This is a genomic window from Mesorhizobium sp. M3A.F.Ca.ET.080.04.2.1, from assembly GCF_003952525.1.
GTDB lineage: Bacteria > Pseudomonadota > Alphaproteobacteria > Rhizobiales > Rhizobiaceae > Mesorhizobium.
On record NZ_CP034451.1, the window covers coordinates 1410266 to 1430077 of the forward strand.

The 19812-nt window shown below is 65.0% G+C and carries 20 protein-coding genes; 6 read left to right on the forward strand and 14 right to left on the reverse strand.

Going from position 1 to position 19812, the window contains the following annotated elements; genetic code table 11:
• The gene (locus tag EJ074_RS06915) at positions 1-261 is read right to left on the reverse strand and encodes a hypothetical protein (RefSeq protein WP_095808782.1); all 261 of its coding nucleotides are present in this window, start codon (positions 259-261) and stop codon (positions 1-3) included.
• Positions 262-394: 133 nt separating this feature from the next.
• Here EJ074_RS06915 and EJ074_RS06920 point away from each other — a divergent pair, with 133 nt between their 5' ends.
• Entirely contained in the window at positions 395-610 is a 216-nt protein-coding gene (locus EJ074_RS06920) for a hypothetical protein (RefSeq protein WP_095808821.1), read from the forward strand.
• A gap of 46 nt (positions 611-656) precedes the next feature.
• Here EJ074_RS06920 and EJ074_RS06925 read toward each other — a convergent pair whose 3' ends face one another.
• The 12 genes from EJ074_RS06925 to EJ074_RS06980 form a co-directional block, all read right to left on the reverse strand.
• Complete coding sequence (locus EJ074_RS06925; protein WP_129552861.1) at positions 657-2096, reverse strand: FAD-binding oxidoreductase; 1440 nt, start codon at positions 2094-2096, stop codon at positions 657-659.
• Between the two features lie 225 nt (positions 2097-2321).
• Positions 2322-3578, reverse strand: coding sequence for a Zn-dependent hydrolase (locus tag EJ074_RS06930; protein ID WP_095808780.1), 1257 nt, complete (start codon positions 3576-3578; stop codon positions 2322-2324).
• On the reverse strand, positions 3575-4441 hold the full coding sequence (locus tag EJ074_RS06935) for a BtpA/SgcQ family protein (protein WP_095808779.1): 867 nt from the start codon (positions 4439-4441) through the stop codon (positions 3575-3577). The genes EJ074_RS06930 and EJ074_RS06935 overlap by 4 nt, the downstream gene beginning before the upstream one ends.
• On the reverse strand, positions 4438-5349 hold the full coding sequence (locus tag EJ074_RS06940) for a ribokinase (RefSeq protein ID WP_095808778.1): 912 nt from the start codon (positions 5347-5349) through the stop codon (positions 4438-4440). Before EJ074_RS06940 ends, EJ074_RS06935 begins: the two co-directional genes overlap by 4 nt.
• Positions 5350-5351: 2 nt before the next feature.
• Positions 5352-6122, reverse strand: a complete 771-nt coding sequence (locus tag EJ074_RS06945; RefSeq protein WP_095808777.1) for a glutamine amidotransferase — start codon at positions 6120-6122, stop codon at positions 5352-5354.
• 30 nt (positions 6123-6152) lie between these two features.
• The gene (locus tag EJ074_RS06950; RefSeq protein WP_095808776.1) at positions 6153-7241 is read right to left on the reverse strand and encodes a phosphotriesterase; all 1089 of its coding nucleotides are present in this window, start codon (positions 7239-7241) and stop codon (positions 6153-6155) included.
• Position 7242: 1 nt separating this feature from the next.
• A complete protein-coding gene (locus tag EJ074_RS06955; RefSeq protein WP_095808775.1) occupies positions 7243-8262 on the reverse strand; it encodes an ABC transporter permease in 1020 nt (339 codons plus the stop codon).
• Complete coding sequence (locus tag EJ074_RS06960) at positions 8259-9056, reverse strand: ATP-binding cassette domain-containing protein (RefSeq protein WP_095808774.1); 798 nt, start codon at positions 9054-9056, stop codon at positions 8259-8261. Before EJ074_RS06960 ends, EJ074_RS06955 begins: the two co-directional genes overlap by 4 nt.
• Positions 9057-9153: 97 nt before the next feature.
• Entirely contained in the window at positions 9154-10095 is a 942-nt protein-coding gene (locus EJ074_RS06965) for a substrate-binding domain-containing protein (protein ID WP_095808773.1), read from the reverse strand.
• Between the two features lie 133 nt (positions 10096-10228).
• On the reverse strand, positions 10229-10846 hold the full coding sequence (locus EJ074_RS06970) for a cupin domain-containing protein (protein WP_095808772.1): 618 nt from the start codon (positions 10844-10846) through the stop codon (positions 10229-10231).
• Positions 10847-10993: 147 nt separating this feature from the next.
• A complete protein-coding gene (locus EJ074_RS06975; RefSeq protein WP_095808771.1) occupies positions 10994-11926 on the reverse strand; it encodes a dimethylarginine dimethylaminohydrolase family protein in 933 nt (310 codons plus the stop codon).
• Positions 11927-11956: 30 nt separating this feature from the next.
• The gene (locus EJ074_RS06980; protein ID WP_129552862.1) at positions 11957-13549 is read right to left on the reverse strand and encodes an amidohydrolase; all 1593 of its coding nucleotides are present in this window, start codon (positions 13547-13549) and stop codon (positions 11957-11959) included.
• An 82-nt stretch (positions 13550-13631) separates the two neighbouring features.
• On the opposite strand from EJ074_RS06980, the gene EJ074_RS06985 reads away from it, so the two are divergent.
• The 5 genes from EJ074_RS06985 to EJ074_RS07005 all read left to right on the forward strand — a co-directional run bounded on the left by EJ074_RS06985 (position 13632) and on the right by EJ074_RS07005 (position 18608).
• Entirely contained in the window at positions 13632-14528 is an 897-nt protein-coding gene (locus EJ074_RS06985) for a LysR substrate-binding domain-containing protein (RefSeq protein ID WP_095808770.1), read from the forward strand.
• A 139-nt stretch (positions 14529-14667) separates the two neighbouring features.
• Entirely contained in the window at positions 14668-15762 is a 1095-nt protein-coding gene (locus EJ074_RS06990) for an ABC transporter ATP-binding protein (RefSeq protein ID WP_095808769.1), read from the forward strand.
• 67 nt (positions 15763-15829) lie between these two features.
• Positions 15830-16942: an ABC transporter substrate-binding protein gene (locus tag EJ074_RS06995; protein WP_095808768.1), complete on the forward strand. Its 1113-nt coding sequence runs from the start codon at positions 15830-15832 to the stop codon at positions 16940-16942.
• 21 nt (positions 16943-16963) lie between these two features.
• The gene (locus EJ074_RS07000; RefSeq protein ID WP_095808767.1) at positions 16964-17797 is read left to right on the forward strand and encodes an ABC transporter permease; all 834 of its coding nucleotides are present in this window, start codon (positions 16964-16966) and stop codon (positions 17795-17797) included.
• 4 nt (positions 17798-17801) lie between these two features.
• Positions 17802-18608 carry an ABC transporter permease gene (locus tag EJ074_RS07005; RefSeq protein ID WP_095808766.1) on the forward strand — a complete coding sequence of 269 codons (807 nt, stop codon included), beginning with the start codon at positions 17802-17804 and terminating at the stop codon, positions 18606-18608.
• A gap of 393 nt (positions 18609-19001) precedes the next feature.
• Here the strand turns inward: EJ074_RS07005 and EJ074_RS07010 are convergent, their stop codons facing one another.
• Positions 19002-19361, reverse strand: a complete 360-nt coding sequence (locus tag EJ074_RS07010; protein WP_095808819.1) for a metalloregulator ArsR/SmtB family transcription factor — start codon at positions 19359-19361, stop codon at positions 19002-19004.
• Positions 19362-19812: the final 451 nt, after the last annotated feature.

Genomic DNA, 19812 nt, shown 5'->3' on the forward strand with positions numbered 1-19812 from the left:
TCATGTCCGGTCTGAATAATCCTCGGGCAGCGGCAACAGGCCGAGCCAGGCGGCGCGGAAATCGGGTTCCTGGCCCGCCACCGCGGCCATCACCTCGTGCAGCCTGTCCACCAACCCGTTGAGACGCCAATAGATTTCGCCATTGGCCTTGAGGTGAAGCTGCGCCGCCAGCACCGTCTCGCGCAGTTCCAGCGCGTCGCGAATGATTGCCTCCGCATCCGACTGGAACAATTTGTCGAAGCGGCTTTTCCGTCTGCCCAATGCGGCTCTCCCAATCCCGAGCAACCGCCCCATCTGCTGACAAAATAGGAACGCCTTCCTCGTGGAGTCAATTCGTTCTCGACATTTTTGTTCCCTTTTTGTTCACATGACGGTGCAAGCCAAGGAAACCGCCATGGACCACATCGTCGACAGCCGCCAGGAAGCCGCGCTCCAGGCGCTCGCTGAAGCCTTCATCGCGGAGCATAAGGGCGACGCGATGAGGGCGCTGAAGGAGATGATCGTGCTCAACGGACACCTGCAGGAACGGCTCGACGCGCGCTCCAGGCGCAAGGCTATGGGCGTCCCGCATTCGGACGCTCAGGCTGAGACGCAGCAGCATTCCTCATAAGCCGGTACGGCGCACACCCCGCGCCGTCCCGGACTGGTGTCTGCCGTCAGGCCGCTCGCAGGCTTTCCTTCGGACGCAGGTTCTGGTTCATGCGGAACAGGTTCTGCGGATCGTAGCGCTGCTTGATCTCGAGCAGTCGGCGATAATTGCCGCCATAGGCCGCTTCGATGCGGTCGACCTCGTCCTCCGGCATGAAGTTCACATAGGCCGTCCCGGCGGCATAGGGCTTCGAGGCTTCATAGATGCCGCGCGCCCACTCGATGCAGGCCCTGTCCATTTCCGGTTCGCGCCAGCGGGCGTGGACGTTCATCACGAAATGCGAGCTGCGCTGCGGAAACGCCGTTGCATCCGCCTTGACGCGCCTCGCCGCACCGCCGACATGGCCGAAGAATATCTCGCATTCGGGACCCGGAAGCCGCGATATCGCTTCCGTGGCGACCTCGGCCGCGCTGTCGGAAAGCTCCGTGAAGTCATGGCTCTTCCAGTAGTTGCGGGCGCCGGGCGCAAGCAGCGGATCGAAGGCCTGCTGCCAGCCGGTGAACGGATTGGGACCGACGACGTCGGCGATCGGCCGGCCGATGGTCCGAAGCCTTCGGGTCGCCGTTTCACCGGCCTCGATGTCGCCGCAATAGCACATGGCCAGCACCAGCACCTCTTTGCCGTGCCATTCGGCCGGCAGGAACGGCAGCGGCGGTGCTTGCCGCATGACCACCCAGCAGGTCAGTTCGTCGGGTGCGTCTTCGAGCGCCGCGCGATATTCGCGAAGCACGTTGCCGGCGTCGGCGAAGGGATGGACGACGAGACCGGACAATACCTGTGGTTGGAAACGGTGGAGTTGGAACTCGAACGCCGTGACGACGCCGAAATTGCCGCCGCCGCCGCGCAGCGCCCAGAACAGGTCCGCGTTCTCGCTCTCGCTGGCGCGCAGCAGCCTGCCGTCGGCAGTCACCACGTCCGCCGAAACGAGATTGTCGATGGTCAGCCCGTATTTGCGGGTGATCCAGCCGAAGCCGCCGCCCAGCGTCAGGCCGGCAATACCGGTGCTCGAGTTGATGCCGGTCGGCACCGCCAGACCGAAGGCCTGTGTTTCCCGGTCGACGTCGGCAAGCGTGGCGCCGGGTCCGACCCAGGCCCGCTGCCCCCCGACATCGACCCGCACCGACTTCATCAGCGACAGATCGATCACCATGCCGCCATCGCAGATAGCGGTGCCGGCGATGTTGTGGCCGCCGCCGCGCACGGAGACGAGCAGCCCGTTTTCGCGGGCGAAATTCACCGCTGTAACGACATCGGAGGCGCCGACGCAGCACACGATCAGACTCGGCCGCCGGTCGATCATCCCGTTCCAGATGCTGCGTGCGCCGTCATAGGCGGCATCACCTTCCCGCAGCACCGTGCCGCGTATTTGCGTCGAAAGCGTTTCCAGGGCGGCGGCAGCGACCGTCGTCTTGCCGCCGTCAAGGGCAGTGAAGCTCATGGCATTCATGATTTTCCTCCCAATTCTTGTTGATGAGCCCTCCTCCGGGAATTTTAGTGTGCGCTCATGTTAGGCGGGGCGCAAGTTTCGGCGGGCGGCGGGATCCGGCATTTCCAGCCTGGTGGCAGTTGCAGGCGGGCTTGCCGAGGTCCGCAGACGCCGGCAATTTGCCGGCGCACGACGCAATATTTCCATCCCTCAGGGGACCGAGGCTTCAGCGGGTGCTTGGAAGGCTCACCGGTGCGGAGCGCCGGGCGACGCCGCCATGACGGCGGCCAGCAACAGCAGCCGCGCGCCGTCGATTGCGTGGGCGGGCTCGACATATTCGGCTTCGTTGTGGCTCAGGCCGTCGCGGCATGGCACGAAGATCATCGCGGCCGGCGCCACCCGGGCGAGGAACAGCGCGTCATGGAAGGCACCCGAAATCATCTGCCGGTGCGGCAACTGCAGAGCGTTGGCGGCTTGCTGTATGATCTTGACCATGTCTGAGGAAAACGCGGCTCCCGGCATGTCGAAGGAACGTGCGATCCTCGTCACGCAGTGCTGCGCCTCGGCCTCGGCCGTACAGACCCGGCGCACCTCGGCCTCGATGGCATCCAGCCGCTCCGGCTCTGGATGGCGCAGGTCGACGGTGAAGACCACGTCCTGAGGTATGGCATTGATCGATCCCGGACTGGCGGCGATGCGTCCCACAGTGAGCCGCGCGCTAGTGTCGAGCGGCATGATCGTTTGCTGCAGCCTGTGCATCGCCGCGGCGGCGGCAACCATCGGATCCCGGCGATAGGCAAGGCCGGTCGTCCCGGCGTGGCCGGCGGCTCCCTCGATGGCGACTTCCAGCCAACGTGTGCCCTGGACCGCGGTGACGACACCGATCGGCAGCCCCTCCTTTTCCAGCGATGGCCCTTGTTCGATGTGGAGCTCGATATATCCCGATATCGGCATGCCGATCGGACGAAGCCTTGCCTCGGGCAAGGCGGCAATGGTCGCCTGGAGCTCCCTCGCAAGGGATGCGCCGTCACTGCCGACGATTGAATCCCAGCCCGAAACGTCGGCGCCGGCAAATGCCATGGAGCCCATGACGCCGGGCGCGAACCGGCTGCCCTCTTCATTGGCCCAGGCGACGACCTCGATCGGCATTGTGGTCTCGAGCTTCGCGTCCGCCACCGCCTCGAGCGCCTCGAATGCGGAAAGCGTGCCGAGCGCCCCATCGAAGCGCCCGCCCGTCGGCTGGCTGTCGAGATGGCTGCCGATCAGCAGCGGGGGAAGCGCGGGGTCCGAACCCTCCCGGCGGACGAAGAGATTCGCCATCCCGTCCTGAAAGACGGTGAAGCCGCGCTCGAGCGCCAGTTCGGTCAGCAGGCGCCGCGCCTTGCGGTCCTCGACGCTGAACGCCTGCCGGTTGACGCCACCGGCCGGTGTCGCTCCGATCCGGGCGAAGGCATCGAGCCGCCCGAGCAGACGCTGGCCATCGATCTCCGGCACCAAGGTCACCGCTTCAGGCCGCCGATGAAGGCTATCACCCGCTGAGGATCGACCTGGTTCCACCAGACGCCGTCATGTTTCAGCGAACTGGCGACGATGACGCCGTCGACGATATCGAGGATGTCGTTGACGTTTTCGAGCGTCACGCCACTGCCGACCAGGGTCGGCAATCCGGCTGCTTCCTTGATCATGCTGATATAGCCGAGGTCGGCGGCGTGGCCGGTGCGCTGGCCGGTGGCGATCACCGCGTCGGCATCGAAGAAGGCCAGATCCTTCACCTGTTCCTCGATCGGCCGGTCACCGACTATGGCGTGCGCACCATGTTTGACATGCGCGTCGGCGAAGATGCGAATGCCGTTGGCGCGGAGCCTGGCGCGGAAGCGCATGGCGCGCGCCGCTTCCCCCTCGACAAAACCTTCATTGGCGACGTAGGCGTTGGCCCATTGGTTGACGCGAATGAAGGATGCGCCCGAGGCGCTGGCGATCGACAGCGCGGGAATGGCGGCGTTGGCGAGCACGTTGATGCCGATCGGCCGGCCGAGCTCACGGCGGATGCGATCCGAGACGACGGACATGTAGGCGGCGGTTTCCGGCCCGACGTCGTCCGGCTTGGCAAACGGCACATCGCCATGGTTCTCGACGATCACGCCGTCGCAACCGCCCTCGAGATAGGCGCGCGCGTCGTCGAGGCCGCGTTTGTAGATGGCCTCGACCGCCTCGCCATCATAGCGCGGAGCACCCGGCAATGGTGCCAGATGGACGACGCCGATCACCACCTTGCGCCGGCCGAAGATCGATTGCAGCACGTCATGCGCGGCACGGCCGACGGGCTTGGGACCAATGGGTTTGCGACCAACCGGTTGTTGTGTCATGCGTTTTGAACCTGACCCGTTTCCATGAGCATTTTCATCTCCTGCCTGGTGGGGCAGGACCCGAGCGTGCCTGGGCGCCCGACGGAGATGGCAGCGGCGCGGACGGCGATGCGCGCCGCCGCCGCCAGATCCATGCCGCATGCCAGGCAGCCGGCCAGGCAGCCGCAAAAAACGTCGCCGGCGCCGCTGGTGTCTGCGACGGCCACTTTGGGAGCCGCCAGCATCTCGATCCTCGCCTCGCCGTCAGCGACCAGGCAGCCGGATGCGCCAAGGGTCACGATCGCGCCGGCGGCACCCTTGCGGATCAATTCGCGAGCCGCCATGGCGGGATCGCTGTATCCGGTCAGCTGCGCGGCCTCGACTGTGTTGATCACAACCAGGCTGACGCTATCGAGAGGCGGCGCGTGACCGGCCGCGAGCGGGCTGGGATTGAAGATCGTCACAGCCCCGGCCCCGCGCATCGCCCGCAGGCATGCGGCTGTTGCATCCTCACCAAGATTGCCCTGCATCACCCCGATGTCGCCGGGCTCGATCGAGGACAGGAAGCCATCCTCGGCCAAGGGATCGAAAGCGGCCGCGCAGCTCGCCCCGGTGACGATGAGGTTCTCACCGCCCGGCTCGACCATGATCGTCGAACGGTCGCTGGGCAGCGGCAGCGTCGTCAGGTAGCCGATGTCGAGATAGCGGCTCAACTGCTCGCTGATCCACGCTCCGGCCGCATCGTTGCCGATGGCGGCCCGGAACCGAACATCCGCTCCACAGCGCGCGGCGGCCACCGCCTGGTTCGCGCCCTTGCCTCCCAGCCCGTCGGCATGGCTGGAGGCGTTCAGTGTCTCGCCCGGTTGCGGAAACCTGTCCAGCCGAAACGTCGTATCGATGCAGACATTGCCGACGACATGGACGCGCATGGCTAGTCCCTGGCCGTTGCCCAGCCCAGCATCTGTTCGAACAGCGTCCTGTAGCCATTCCAGGCGACGAAGCCCGGCGGCAGCCAGTGCGGGCCGACATCCGAGGTCCAGGCGACTGTGCGGCCCTTGCCGTATGTGCCGGTCACCAGCAGCGGCAGCGAGCCGTAATCCGAAGACACGGTGGCCAGCACTTCCGCGCCGTCCTTGACCTTGACCTCGTTGAAGCCGAGCAGGATCGGCCAGTCCTTGCCGAGCCCCCTGAGGATCGGATGGCTGTCGGGGCCGACGATCACCGGAGCGTAGCCCTCCGGCACCTCGACGCGGTCGTCCACCGTCAGGCAGGAGACAGGCAGGACATCCTCGACGGGCGTCTTGTGGTAGCGTGCGCCGCCATTGATGCCCTGGAAACTGTAGTAGCCGCCGAACATCAGAAGGCCGCCGCCATTGCCGACATAGTCTCGCAACAGGCGGAGCCGGTTCGGGGTCGGCCTGGAATGGACCCAGGTGTCCGGGTGGAGCAGCAGCGTGTTGGCGCCGAGGTCGGAAAGCACGACCGCGTCGTAGGCGGAAAGCGCGTCCATGGTCTGGGGGAAATTCCGTTGCGCCTCATGCGCGGGCATGAAGGTGACGTCGAACGGCCCGTCCTTCAACGCGGCCAGCAGTTCATCGGCGCCGGTGTGGTATGTCACGGTCGGGAACTGGTCGAAGCCCTTGATGTGGGTCGCGGTCGAGACCCAGGATTCGCCTGCGAGAAGAACTTTCTTTTTGGACATGTCTACTCCCTGAGTCGAACTGGTCGCGGCTCACAGGCTCGCGGCGAAAACGGTCTTCGGATTGTCGATGAGCATTCTGTCGATCGCCGGCTGCTCGACGCCATGGCGCTTCAGTCTCGGCACGAAGTGCCTGAGGATGAACCCGTAGCCGAACCCGCCGAAGCGGGTCAGCATGATCTTGAGGAAGACGTCTTGCGACAGAAGAATACGGTCGATCAGACCCATGTCGATCAGCGACCGGACCGCCTGCGCGTTCTGCTCGTCGGAGGGCGATTGCGCGTCCTGATCGGCATAATAGAAATCCATGCCGATCATGTCGTATTCCAGGAAGGCGCCACGCTCGGCGAGGCTCTTCTGGTAGGCGAGATCGTTGTGGCTCGGGTTCATGTGGCACAGCACCGTGTGCCTCAGATCGGCGCCTTCCGCCTCGATCACGTCGAGCACCTCATGCGCCAGCCGCTCCCAACCAGGCAGATGGATGGTCAGCGGCACGCCGGTGATCCTGGCGGCGCGGGCGGAAGCCCGCAGCGACTTGCGTTCCTCCTCGGTGAAATCCTTGCTGACGCCGACCTCGCCGATGATGCCGGCCATGATCTCGGGCTGCTCCGATCCTCCGCCGACATCGTTGACGAGGAATTCGGTGACATCGTCGACGTCCATGGCCTTCAGCCATTTGGGATGCGTGTGCTCAAGATAAAAGCCCGTGCCCATGACGATGCGCAATTCCGAGGCGCGCGCGATGCGCGCCAGCCTAACCGGGTCGCGGCCGATGCCGATATTGGTGGCGTCCACCACGGTGCGGCCGCCGAGCGCCCGGTATTTGGCGAGTTCCGAAAGCGCCAGGTCGCTGTCGTCGAGCGAGACGTTGTCTCGGTTCATGTATGGGTTCATCCGCAATTCGCCGATGATCTCGATACCGACCGGGTGTTCGGCGATCTTCCTCTCCTCGGGGTGGCACGGGCATTTCCACGACGTGGCGCCGTCGAGCAGGATATGCTCGTGCATCAGCGTCACGCCCATGTCGGCGACCGCAAGCGGGCCGGTGACGGTCATCACCGTGCCGGAGCGGACACCGATCGGGGCCCGTTCCCTGGGCTTGTCGTCGAACAGATGATCCATGTCAGCGGCCCCGCACGGCGCCCTTGAACAGGCGGAAATTCAGCCAGATGGCCACGAGGATGATCGTGCCGGTAACGATCGGCGTGAGGAAGGGCGACATATGCGCCAGGATCAACCCATTGCCGATCACGGCGACGGTCAAGGCGCCGAGCACGGTCCCGATGATCGTGCCGCGCCCGCCGAACAGGCTGGTGCCGCCAAGCACCACTGCGGCGATGACGTCAAGCTCGAAGCCCTGACCGGCGTTGGACGAGCCGGAGCCGAGCCGCGCCGCCAGAATGATGCCGGCCGCGGCCGCAGCCATGCCCGAGAGGATATAGACGAAGAGCGTCACGAAGCGCGTGTCGACGCCGGCGCGGCGAACCGCCTCGGCGTTGGCCCCGATACCGGTGACATAGCGGCCGAACGGCGTCTGATTGAAGGCGAGATAGGCGACGACCAGCACCACGAGGGCGAGCAGCGCCGGTACCGGCACGCCGATGAACCACGCCCTGCCGATGCTGACGAAGAAGCTGGACGGCTCGACCGGGATCGAATAGCCGCCGGTGATCAGCAAGGCCACACCGCGGATGACGGACAAACCGGCAAGCGTGACGATGAAGGCCGGTATGCGCTCATAGGCGATGAAGAAACCTTGCAGGGCACCGGTCGCCGCGCCGAGCGCCAGCATGGCGACCACCACCAGCGGCCAGGGCAGGCCTGCCTGCAGAAAGACGGCCGACAGCGTCGCCGTCAAGGCCAGCACGGAGCCGACCGAAAGATCGATGCCGCCCGTGGTGATGACGAAGGTCATGGCCGCCGCGACGATCAGCAGGGGCGCGGACTGGCGCACGATGTTGAGCAGGTTGGGCGCGGTCAGGAAAGAGCCGGTGACCAGCGAGAAGACGACACACACGACCAGGAAGAACAGCGCGATCGAGACGACGCCGCCATTGGCGATCGCCACGTCGCGCCACGTGCTCTTGTGGGCGCGTTTGGGCGGCGAGGCGCCGATATCGGCCGACTGCGAGGTGACGTTCATGGCCGCGCTTCCTCGCCACGAGTGGCGCGCGCCGAACGCGCGTTGAATTTACGGCCGACAATCAGGTTGACGACCTCCTCGATGCTGGTGTCGCCGATGTTGCGTTCGGCGACGTTGCGGCCCTCATACATGACCTGGATGCGATCGCAGACCAGGAACAGATCCTGCAGGCGATGGGTGACGAGGATGACGCTGACGCCGCGGGCGCTGACACCGCGGATCAATTCCAGCACCGCCTCGACCTCGGCCACCGCGAGCGCGGCGGTGGGTTCGTCCATGATCAGCACCGATGGGTCGAAGGAGGCGGCACGGCCGATGGCGATCGACTGGCGCTGTCCGCCGGACAGGTTCTCGACCTTGAGCCTGGTGTCGGCGATCACGATGCCGAGCCGGTCGAGCATCTGGCGCGTCTCGTCATGCATGCGTCTGCCGTCGAGAAAGGGAATGCCGAGGACGCGGCGGCGCGGCTCGCGGCCGAGGAAGAGGTTGCCGGCCACGTCCACCGTGTCGCAGAGCGACAGGTCCTGATATACCATCTCCACCCTTGCCGCGCGGGCATCGGCCGGCGAGGAAAAGGACACCGCCTTGCCGTCGATCTCGATCGTGCCGGAATCCGGAATGACCGCGCCGGACAGAACCTTGCTCAAGGTGGATTTGCCGGCGCCATTGTCGCCAACCAGGCCGAGCACCTCGCCGGGCTTCAGCGCCAGCGAGACATCATCCAGCGTCTGGATGGGGCCGTATCGTTTGGAAATGCCGGTCATCCTGACGCGGTAGGTCTCGCCATCGCTCATCACGGTTCCAGTTCAGGCCGTCGTATTCAAGTGAACGGTGGCCGGGCGGCGCAGTCAACCGTCAGGTCGATGCGCAGCCCGGCCGTCTCGGGAGAGATTACTTGAACATGTCCTTGAACTGGCCGACATTTTCCTTGGTGACGATGGTGATCGGGACATTGATGATCGGGTCGATCTTTTCCCCCTTCTTGAGCTTGACGAAGGCTTCGATCGCAGCCTTGCCCTCACCGGCCGGATCCTGCTGGACGACGGCGACCACCCAGCCCTCTTCCAGGCCCTGCACCGCCGATTTGGTCAGGTCCCAGCCGAAAAGCTTGACGTCGCCGGTGCGGCCCTGGCTGGTGACGGCGGACGCGGCGCCGAGCAGAGCCGGCTCGCCGGTGGCGTAAAGCGTCGTCATGTCGGCATTGGCGGTCATCAGGTTCTCGGCAGCCGACAACGCGACGTCCTGGACGTTCTGACCGTCGACCGTGTCGAGGAATGTGACCTTCTGGCCGCTTTCGGCAACGGCCTTCTTGAAGCCATCGAGGCGCTGGTTCTGGATGAACGAATTGAGCGCCCCGACGACGCCGATCTTGGCGCTGCCGTTCATGTTGTTCTTGACGTAGTCGGCGTAGAACTTGCCGATGTCCTCGCCGGCCTTGGTGTTGTCGACGCCGACGAAGGCGACGTTGTCACCATCGGGGATTTGCGCGTCGATGGCGATCACGGGAATGCCGGCGGCCTTGGCCGCGGTGATCGCCGGCTTCACCCCATTGACGTCGATTGCGACGAGAATGATGCCGTCGACCTTCTGGGTGATGTAGTTTTCGATCGCATCGTTCTGGGCGCTCGGCACATTGTTGGCGTTGAAGATGACGAGATCCACTCCGGCGGCCTTCGCCGCGGCCGTGGCACCGTCATTGATCTGATTGAAGAACAGTGCCTGCTGGTTGATGGTGACGAGCGCATAGGTCTCGGCCATGGCCGAAGCCGAGCCGAGGGCGAGGGTCATGACGATGGCTGCGGCGCAGCCTGAAAGAATCTTGGTAAGACGCATTCCGGTTCCCCTTGATTTCGGAAAAGGCCCTTGATCGGGCTCACCTGACGCCTGAGCGCACAGGCATCATTCAAGATGCTTGAATGCTTGTCAAGTGACTTGAATTAGCGATTCGCGAACGAAAGGGGAGAGATCAGAATGTCGCCGGCGTGTTCACCCAGAAAATGCTGGCGCGGGCGGTGCCGACGTTGCGATACCAGTGAGGCAGCTCCGAATTGAAGACGAAGGAATCCCCGGCGGACAGGCGAAATGTCCGTTCGCCGATCATGAGTTCGATCGAGCCTTCGAGCAAGTAGCCGACTTCCTCGCCGGCATGCTGGATCGGACCGGCGCTCTCGCCGCCCGCCTCGATATGGTGGATGTTGCATTGGAGAAGATGGCCGGGCGAATAGGGAATCACGCGTTCGAGCGATATGCCCTGGCCGCGGCGGAGCGGATCGAGCGTGATCAGGGGCCGCGCCCCGGCGCGGAAGACAATGCCCTCCTCGCCGTCGGATTCCTCGAACATCCAGCCAATGTTCGTGCCGAGCACCTCGACGAGCCTGTGGAGCACCGGAAGCGAGGGCGAGACCTTGCCGTTCTCGACCTTCGACAGCAGGCTTTCGGAGCAATGGGCGGCCTCGGCGAGCGCCTTCAGGGTCAGCCCGCGCGTCTGCCGCGAGAGTTTCAAGCGAGTGCCGAGCCGCAAGAGGCTGGTGGCGGTCGAGCGCTCGTCGCTGCCCTTGCTGTCGTGGGTATCGATCTTGTTCATCGGGGGGCGCGAAGATCTCCGCTGGTTGCGCTGACTCGTAAAACCGATCCCTTGCGTTGTCCATCCTCGTGAAAAATGGACAACGCCTCGGCTGGAATCACGCGCCGCCAGAATGCCGCGCCGGCCGAATGCCTGGCGACAGACGCCCTACGCCTTCACCCGCTTCAGCGCCTGCGCCATGCAGTGAATGCCGCCGCCGGTCTTGGAGATCTCGCTCATGTCTATCGCCGCGACCTCGAAGCCGCGCGCCTTGAGCTTCTCGATCAGCGTCTTGCTGGAGGTCGGCGCGATCACCCTGTCCTTGCCGAGCGCCATGAAGTTGCAGCCGAGCGCCATCGTGTCCTGGAAGGGCACGTCGATGATCTCGTGGCCCTTGCCCTTCAGCCAGTCGACGATGCCGGGCTCGGTGCAGGCGAGGCAGACGGCGGTGAGCTTTTCGGCGATGGGCACCACCATGAGGTCGATATGGACATAATATTCGTCGATGAAGGCGATGCGGGTTTCCCACCCTTCCTTGTCGAACCAGGCCTGCACCTGGCGCGCGCCCTCTTCCTGGGTGCGGGCGCCGCCGCAGCCGATCAGCACCACGCCCTCCTCGATGACGTTGAAGTCGCCGCCCTCGAAAGTGCCTGCGGTGACCATGTCGTAGATTGGGATGCCGAGCTTTTCATAGGTACGGATGGCGGCGTAGTTCTCGCCGCGCCGCCACCAGTTGGCCATCGCAGTGATGAATGCGCCATAGGGCGTCATGACGCTGGAGTCGCGCGAATAGACCTGCATCGGCAGTTCCGGCGTCGGCTCGTGCCAGTGGATGTTGACGCCGAAATGCTCGTAGGCGGCGACGAGGTCCTTGTGCTGCGCCTGGGCGATCTGGATGTTGCAGGGCGCCTCGCGCAGATGTTTGCGCGACAGCGAGCTGGTCGACAGATGGCGCAGGAAATTGGGCGAGCCGAGCAGCACGTCGGTCAGCACATCGGTCTCGTTGGCGAAGCCCCAGGCGGTCAGCGGCTTGGTGCCGCCGGCGGGGTTGCGGCGCTGCAGCGAGAACGGCTCGGCGACGATGCGGTCATGGACGGTCATGGGGTTCTCCTCGAGGTTAGGTTGTTCGTGTCATGCGGTGGAGGCGGCCGGGATCCACCAGTCGCGCCCGCGCGCGGTGGTGACATATTCCGGCCAGCGGAAATTGATCGGCGGATCATAGTCGCAGAGCGGCGCGATCCAGTTCGAGCCGCCGACGCCGCCGCCGGTTCGGGCGACGAACTCGTCCATCGCGGCATCGCGCGCGGCCTTGTCTTCGAGCAGACGCAATGCGGTGAGCGCGATCGTCTTCGCGGCGCAGGCGACCATCGGATCGATGGTGGCGGGAATGCCGCCCAGCGCGTTCATCACCCAGCCGGGCCAGGCGTGGCCTTTTGCCGAGCGCAGCGCCGGACGGGCGACATAGAAGCGTGCGGTCGGCGCATGCCAGCTCATGTCGGTGTAATCGTCGGAGGTGGAGTTCACCTGCGACGGCGGCAGTTCGCGGCGCAGAATCGCTTCCGCCTCCTGCGGCGTGATCAGTCGCTCCATTTCGTCGATGAATGGGTTCTCGGTCGCCTCGCCGCCGGCATTGACCTGGATCTCGCGGGCGATGGCGCTGGCCTCTTCGCTCCATTGCGGGGGGCCGACGGTGGAGAGCGCGTCATAGGTGATGCCGGCCATGGCGTGGTTGGCCAGCCCCGGCCGCGACTTCGACACCCAGTGGCGCTCGTAACGGCAGCCGCTCATCTCCGCCGCGGCTTGCGCATTGCGGTCGAGCACGGCGGTCACCTGCTCGGCCATGGCAATGGTCGGCACCCGGATCATGTACTGGATCTCGGCCAGTCCCGCCGGCAGATTGTCGGCGGTCGCCTGTCCGGCGGTCAGGATCGCCTCGCTGATCGACCAGCCGCCCTGATGCGGCAGCATGGAATCGCGCAGCACCTTGGAGGCCATGTACATGGTCATTAGCGCATCGTTGGCCCCGGGCGCCCTGACCGCCGAATGCGCCTGCGGGATCGGTGTGCCATCGCCCGCGCGCGCCCAGTTTTCCGGCTCGTCGCAGACAAAGCGGTAGATCATCGCGTAGGCCGCGCCGCAATGGGTGTCCCAGCGCGCCGTGTTGCAGAGCGGCAGCATGTAGAAGGGGTGGAAGGAGATCATCCCGGCAAGGCCGTCATAATAGCCCTTGGCGGCATGGATCGGCTTCGAGCCCCTCACCTTCTCGGCCGGCTCGCCGGTGAATCGCAGGGTGCCCGGGATGCCGTGCTCGAGCATCGCCGCCTTGGTGGCGAGCAGGCCGCCGAGGCTGCCGATGCCGAGGCCCGAATGCGGATCGGTGTGCCCCCCGGCTTCGACGCCCAGGCCGGCACGCGGCCGCCTCACCGTCGCCGCGTCCTGGCAATTGCCGGGCACGGCGTCATATTCGGCATACATGCCGATGGTCGGGCCGTCGCCATTGGTCCAATGGGCGCAGAAGGCGGTCGGCATGCCGCCGGACCCTTCCTCGACCGAAAACCCCTCGCGCTTCAGGCGGTCGACATACCAGGCGGCGGACTCGTATTCGCGCCAGGCGGTCTCGCCAAAGTCGAAAATGCTGCGGGTCCACACCGACAGGAGCGGCTGGATGCCGTCGATGCAAGCGAGTGCTGTTTCCTGCGCGGACGTCGCCACCGGTTCCTCCATGTGCCCAAGAAAGCAGTGAAGCGGCTCGTCAAAAAGTGATATGTTTTCCCGGCTCGTGCAAATTCGGTTCACCTGAGGCCTCTTGCGAATACCTTCCACGCAGGCGCTGCGCGCCCTCGACAGCTTCGCCCGTCATGGCAGCGTGTGGCGCGCCGCCGACGAACTCCACCTCACCCGCAGCGCCGTCTCGCACCAGCTGAGGCTGCTCGAGCGCGAACTCGGCTTCGACCTCCTGGAGCGCATCGGCAAGGGCGTGTCGCTGACCCCGCGCGGCCAACGCTATGCCGCCGATGTGCGCAAGGCGCTCACCGTGCTCGGCGATGCGGTGGCGCAAAATGCCGGCGCCGGCGTCGGCGGCTCCTTCGCGGTCTCCTGCACGCCGGGCTTCGCCTCGCTTTTCCTCTGCACGCATATAGCGGAGTTCCGGCAGATGTATCCGGACGTCGCCCTGCATATACTGACGCCGCGCCGGCTCGACGACGTCAGCAACGCGGAAGCCGACGCCTTCATCGCCTTCGGCGTCGGCAACTGGCCGAACCGCGCGGTGGAGCTGCTCTGCGATATCTCCTTCACGCCGCTCTGCAGCCCGACGCTGCTCAACAAGGTCGGCGGCTTCTCCAAGCCGGCAGATGTCTTGCGCGCCAATCTCCTGCATCTCGGCGACACCGAGGACTGGGCGCGCTGGCTGGCGCTGGCCAAGGTGGAAAATCCCGACCCCGAAGGCGGTATCTTCTTTTCCGACATGAACCTTGTCTTCTCGGCGGCAATTGCGGGTCAAGGCATCGCCTTGGGCGACGAACTGACCAGCCGCGGGGCGCTGAGCGAAGGCCGGCTGGTCAAGCCGTTCGACACCGCGATTCCCTCGCCGCGGTCGTATTATCTGGTTTCCGAGCACGCCAAGGCGGAGCATCCGGTGCTCAACGCGTTCGGAGGGTGGCTGAGGGCCAAGCTGTCGAAGGATGGGGTTGGGGTGTATTGAGGCAGCGCCTTCGAGAGCACCACCTCTCGCCTCGCCCGCTCCCCACCCGTGAATCAAATTTGCCGATCAGGCGAAAACTATTCGGTTGCGGTGAACCGCCGGCGTGCCTACGATTCATCCAACACTGAGGAAAGCCAGGATGCAGCAACCCGGCCGGGCCGCAGAGATCAAGGCGAACGGGATCGGCAAGAGCTTCGGCTCGTTCCGGGCGCTGGACAATCTGACGCTCGATATCGGCCGCGGCGAGTTCCTGACACTGCTTGGGCCCTCCGGCTCCGGCAAGACCACCTTCTTGATGATCCTGGCCGGCTTCGTGCAGCCGAGCGAAGGCAGGCTTTTCAGCGACGGCATCGACATCACCGACCGCCCGGCCGAACAGCGCGCCGCCGGCATGGTTTTCCAGGGCTATGCGCTGTTCCCGCATATGAGCGTCGAGCAGAACATCGCCTTCCCACTCAAGGTGCGCAAGAAGACGGCCGCCGAGATCAAAAGCCGTGTCGGCGAGATGATCGAGCGCGTCGGACTGAAAGGCCATGAGAAGAAGCTGCCGGCGCAGCTTTCCGGCGGCCAGCAGCAGCGCGTGGCGCTGGCGCGCGCGCTGGTGTTCGAGCCGGGCGTGCTGCTCCTCGACGAGCCGTTCTCGGCGCTGGACAAGAGCCTTCGCGGCCAGATGCAGGCGGAGATGAAGCGGCTGCACCAGGAGACCGGCACCACCTTCGTCTTCGTCACCCACGACCAGAGCGAGGCGCTGGCGCTGTCGTCGCGCGTCGCCATCTTCAACCATGGCAAATTGCTGCAGGTGGGCAGGCCGGAGGAGGTCTACGACCGGCCGGCGAACCGCTTCGTCGCCGAGTTCCTGGGCGAGATCAACATGCTGCCGGTGAAGGGCGTCAAACCCGCCGACAACGGCGCCACCGGCCTCTGCGAAGACCGCGCGGTCAGCATGCGCTGCAAGGCCGAGGCGGTGAATGGCGATGCGATCCTCGCCATCCGCCCCGAGCACATGTCGATCGCGCCGGAGGCGGCGGCCGGCCAGAACGGCATTGCCGCGACCGCTGTCGCCTCGACCTATCTCGGTGCCGCGACCAAGCTCGACCTCACGACGCGCCAGGGCGCGAAGGTGACCGTCTCGGTGCCGAACGAGGTGGCGGCGGCCGCGCTCAGCAAAGGCAATTCCGTCTGGCTGACCTGGCCGGCGGAGAAGGGTTTCCTCCTTCCGGACGGAGGACAATGAGCGCCGAAGCGGCCTGAATTCGCCGCACGGTTTCCGGATCAGACCAACGAAAACATGGGGAACTGACATGAACGACACCAAGAAGCAAACCATCCAATCGCTCGCCGAAAGGGCAAAGCGCGGCGAGATTTCGCGCCGGCAGTTCGCGCAGCTTGCGGGCCTCGTGCTTGCCGGCACGCCGATGCTTTTGCGCTCGACCGGCGCTTTCGCCGCGGCGAAGGAACTGGTGCTGGTCAACTGGGGCGGCGACGCCATAACGGCCTACGACGCGGCATATGGCCAGGCCTTCACCAAGGACACCGGCATTCCGGTCAAGATGGACGGCTCAGGCCCGACCGAAGGCGCGATTGCGGCGCAGTTCAAGAGCGGCGCGCCCACCTGGGACCTGGTCGACGTCGACCCGTTCTCGGCCATCACGCTCGGCGGCCAGGGCATGCTCGAGCCGATCGACTATTCGATCGTCGACAAGAAGAAGATGCGCGAAGGCTTCGGCTGGGAGTATGCGGCTTCCACCTACTTCTTCTCCTATGTGATCGCCTACGACTCGCAGAAATTCGGCTCCAACGCGCCGACCGGCATGGCCGACTTCTTCGACGTGAAGAAATTCCCGGGCAAGCGCTCACTCTACAAATGGGGCGTGTCGAGCTGGGAAGCCGCGTTGCTTGCCGACGGCGTCGCGCCGGCCTCGCTCTATCCGCTCGATCTCAAGCGCGCGCACGACAAGATCGCAGCCTTCAAGGAGAACGTCGTCTCCTATTGGGGCGGCGGCGCCGAGAGCCAGAGCGTGCTGCTCAACGGCGAGGCTTCGATGGCGATCGTGTGGTCGACGCGCGCTTCGCTGATCGAACAGGACTCCGGCGGCCAGATCAAGTTCATCTGGGACCAGGGCCTGATCTCGCCCGGCGCGCTCGCCGTGCTGAAGAACAATCCGGGCGGCAAGGAAGCGGCGATGAAGTTCATCGCCAGCACCCAGGACCCGCAGAAGGAATTGGTGATGTTCGACAAGCTCGGCCAAGGCCCGGCCAACCCGGCAACCGACGCGCTGATCCCGGCCGACAAGAAGCGCATCAACCCGGTAGACCCCGAAAACATGAAGAAGCAGATCGTGCTCGACATGGAGTGGTACGCCAAGAATTACGGCGCGGCGCTGGACGAATACACCAAGATCATCTCCGCCTGATCGGGCGAGGATTTCCGGCTGATGAGAGGCACCCTCTCCGACAGGATGGGCGCGGCGCTTTTGATGGCGCCGCTGCTCCTGTTTCTCGTGCTTGCCTATGCCTGGCCGTTCCTCGGTGTGGTGAAGTGGAGTTTCACCCTGCCGAGACCGGGTCTCGGTCAGTATGGCGCGCTGGTCAGCGACCCGCTGGTGCAGTCGGTGTTCGTTCGCACGCTGCGCATCGCCGCGATCGTCACGCTCGTGTCGGTCACCGCGGCCTATGCGATCACGGTGGTGTGGGTGCGCGGCAGCCCGGTGCAGCGCGTGCTCGCCGAATTCTGCATCCTGGTGCCGTTCTGGATCTCAGTGCTGACGCGCGCCTTCGGCTGGGTGGCGCTCCTGTCCAATCGGGGCCTGATCAACACCTGGCTGCAATCGATCGGCTTCATCTCCGAGCCGCTGACCCTGGTGCGCAACGAATTCGGCGTCGTCGTCGGCATGACCCATTTCCTCATTCCCTTCGCCGTGTTCCCGCTGGCCTCGGCCATGCGGAGCCTCGACGAGCGCGTGCTGCTCGCCGCGCGCGGGCTGGGCTCCAGCCGCATGCGCACCTTCTGGACGGTGTTCGTGCCGATGACGCGCTCCGGCATCATCGGCGCGGCGATGATCGTCTTCGTCTTCTCGTTGGGCTTCTTCGTCACCCCGGCCATCCTCGGCGGCGGCCGCAGCGTGATGATCGCCGAGCTCATCTATCTCAGGATTTTCCAGAGCCCCGATTGGGGACTGGGCGCAGCGATCAGCGTCGTGCTGGTGGTGTTCGTCGGCGCGCTGATGGCGCTGCTTTTCCGTTCCGTCAAACCGAAGCAGTTGGTGTAGCGGGATGCCGACCTATCGCCCCGGCCCTGTCTCGCTCGTCCTCGCTTTGCTGGTGGCGCTGTTCCTGCTCCTGCCACTGCTTGCCGTCGTCCCGGTGTCGCTGACGCCGAGCCGCATGCTGACCATGCCCAGCGGGGAACTGTCGCTTCGCCACTACCGCTCGCTGATCGAGGATCCGCGCTGGCTGGATTCCATCCTGTTGTCGATCAGGATCGGCGTCGTCAGCAGCGCGCTCTCCACGGTGCTGGCGCTCACCTTCAGCCTGGGTGTGTGGATGTTCCAGCCGCGCTTCACCGCCGCCCTCGTCGGCTTCGTGCTGTTGCCGATGGTGGTGCCGCCCGTGGTGTCGGCGGTGACGCTCTATTTCCTGCTCACCTCCGTCTCCGGCATCTCCACTTTCTTTGGCTACGACACCTGGCTCGGCGTCGCCATGGCGCATTCGGTGATGACGGTGCCTTTCGCCACGGTGCTGATCCTGGTCTCGCTCAGCCAGCTCGACCGCCGCATCGACCTCGCCGCGCGCGGCCTTGGCGCCAGCGTGTGGGAGCGCGCGACGCGGATAATCATGCCGAACATCAAGTTCGGCATCGTCACCGCCGCCCTGCTTTCCTTCGTGCTGTCCTGGGAAGAGATCGGCGTGACGCTGTTCATCACCTCGGTCAACGCCATCACCCTACCCCGGCTGATGTGGATGGGGCTGCGCGACAACATCGACCCGGCGATCGCCGCGCTATCGGTGATCCTGATCATCGTCACGGTGCTGGTGCTCGCCGTCCGCAGCGTGATCACCCGGCGGCAGACGGCGCCATGAGGCGGCCGCTGCTATCCGTCAAAAGATAGGAGGCCCGCCGCTCCCAGGAGCGGCAGGCCTCGTGAGGCGCCAAAGTGGAAGTTCGGCCCATCACGTGATCCGGGGGTGTGGATCGCGGGGAACTTAGCCAACAGCTGTCGGTCGGGCGATTTACAAATGCGTGAACTTCGATCGACCAAGACGACCGGACGCACACAGGAAGCCCAATCTTATCATGAGCTTACGGGCAGCTGCGCTCGTCTTGGCCGGCGCTCTTCAAACAAACGTGATTGACGAACGCCATTGCACAAGCGGAACAAGCGTGAGCCCGCACCAACTTCGCTGCGCGGTCGGTGCGGCCTGCATTCACGCCAGCGCCGGACGAGGCCGCCCGCCTCGCCTGCGGGTTGCCGATCAGGCGGCCTGCGGGGGCCGCATCCTCTCGACGAGAGCCTGTCGCGCCGGTCCGGCGAGCGGCTTTTCCTTGGCCAGCAAGCCGTCGAGCAGCTTCAGAAGCTCGCACGCCGCCGAAGACTTGCAGGAGTAGTAGACATTCTGGCGGTCGCGGCGGGTGTCGACCAGGCCAAACCTGCGCAGCTTGGCCAGATGCTGGGAGAGCGCGGACTGGCTGAGTTCGACCTTGTCGGCAAGCGTGCCGACCGACAATTCGCCCTCGGCCAGGTAGTTCATGATGAGCAGACGCTTCTCGTTGCCCATCACCGCAAGAAAGGCTGCCGCGCTTTCCGCGTTGTCGGTAAGTTTCTTCGTAACCATCGATTTCCCCATGTTCATGCTCTTCCGAGGCCATGGGGGCAATGGCTTCAGACTTCCAGAGCATTTCATGAGCCGTTTCCGACTGGGATCGGAACCGGCCCTGCTTCTTGTTCGACCAAGATCCCTTCGCAACCCGGTTGCCACCACGTCGGGGTCTTGGCCTCGGACAACTTGCGCCGCAATGTTGCGCGGCGCAAGTTGGCGCAGATTCGGAATAATTCCGCGCTGCTAATGAATATCAGCGGATCGCTCGCTCATCAAGGATATAACGAGGAGCAGCGGAAATCGGGTGCGCAGATGGATGCCGGACCAGCCGTCTCACCAAGCCTTCAGCATGGACGAACCGGCGCTTAAGATACGCAGGATCCTGGGTTGACGCCTTTCGCCGCCAGCGGCAATAGCTCGAATCGCAGAGTTGGCAGGGGCTCCCTCACCAAGGCTGACCCATGAT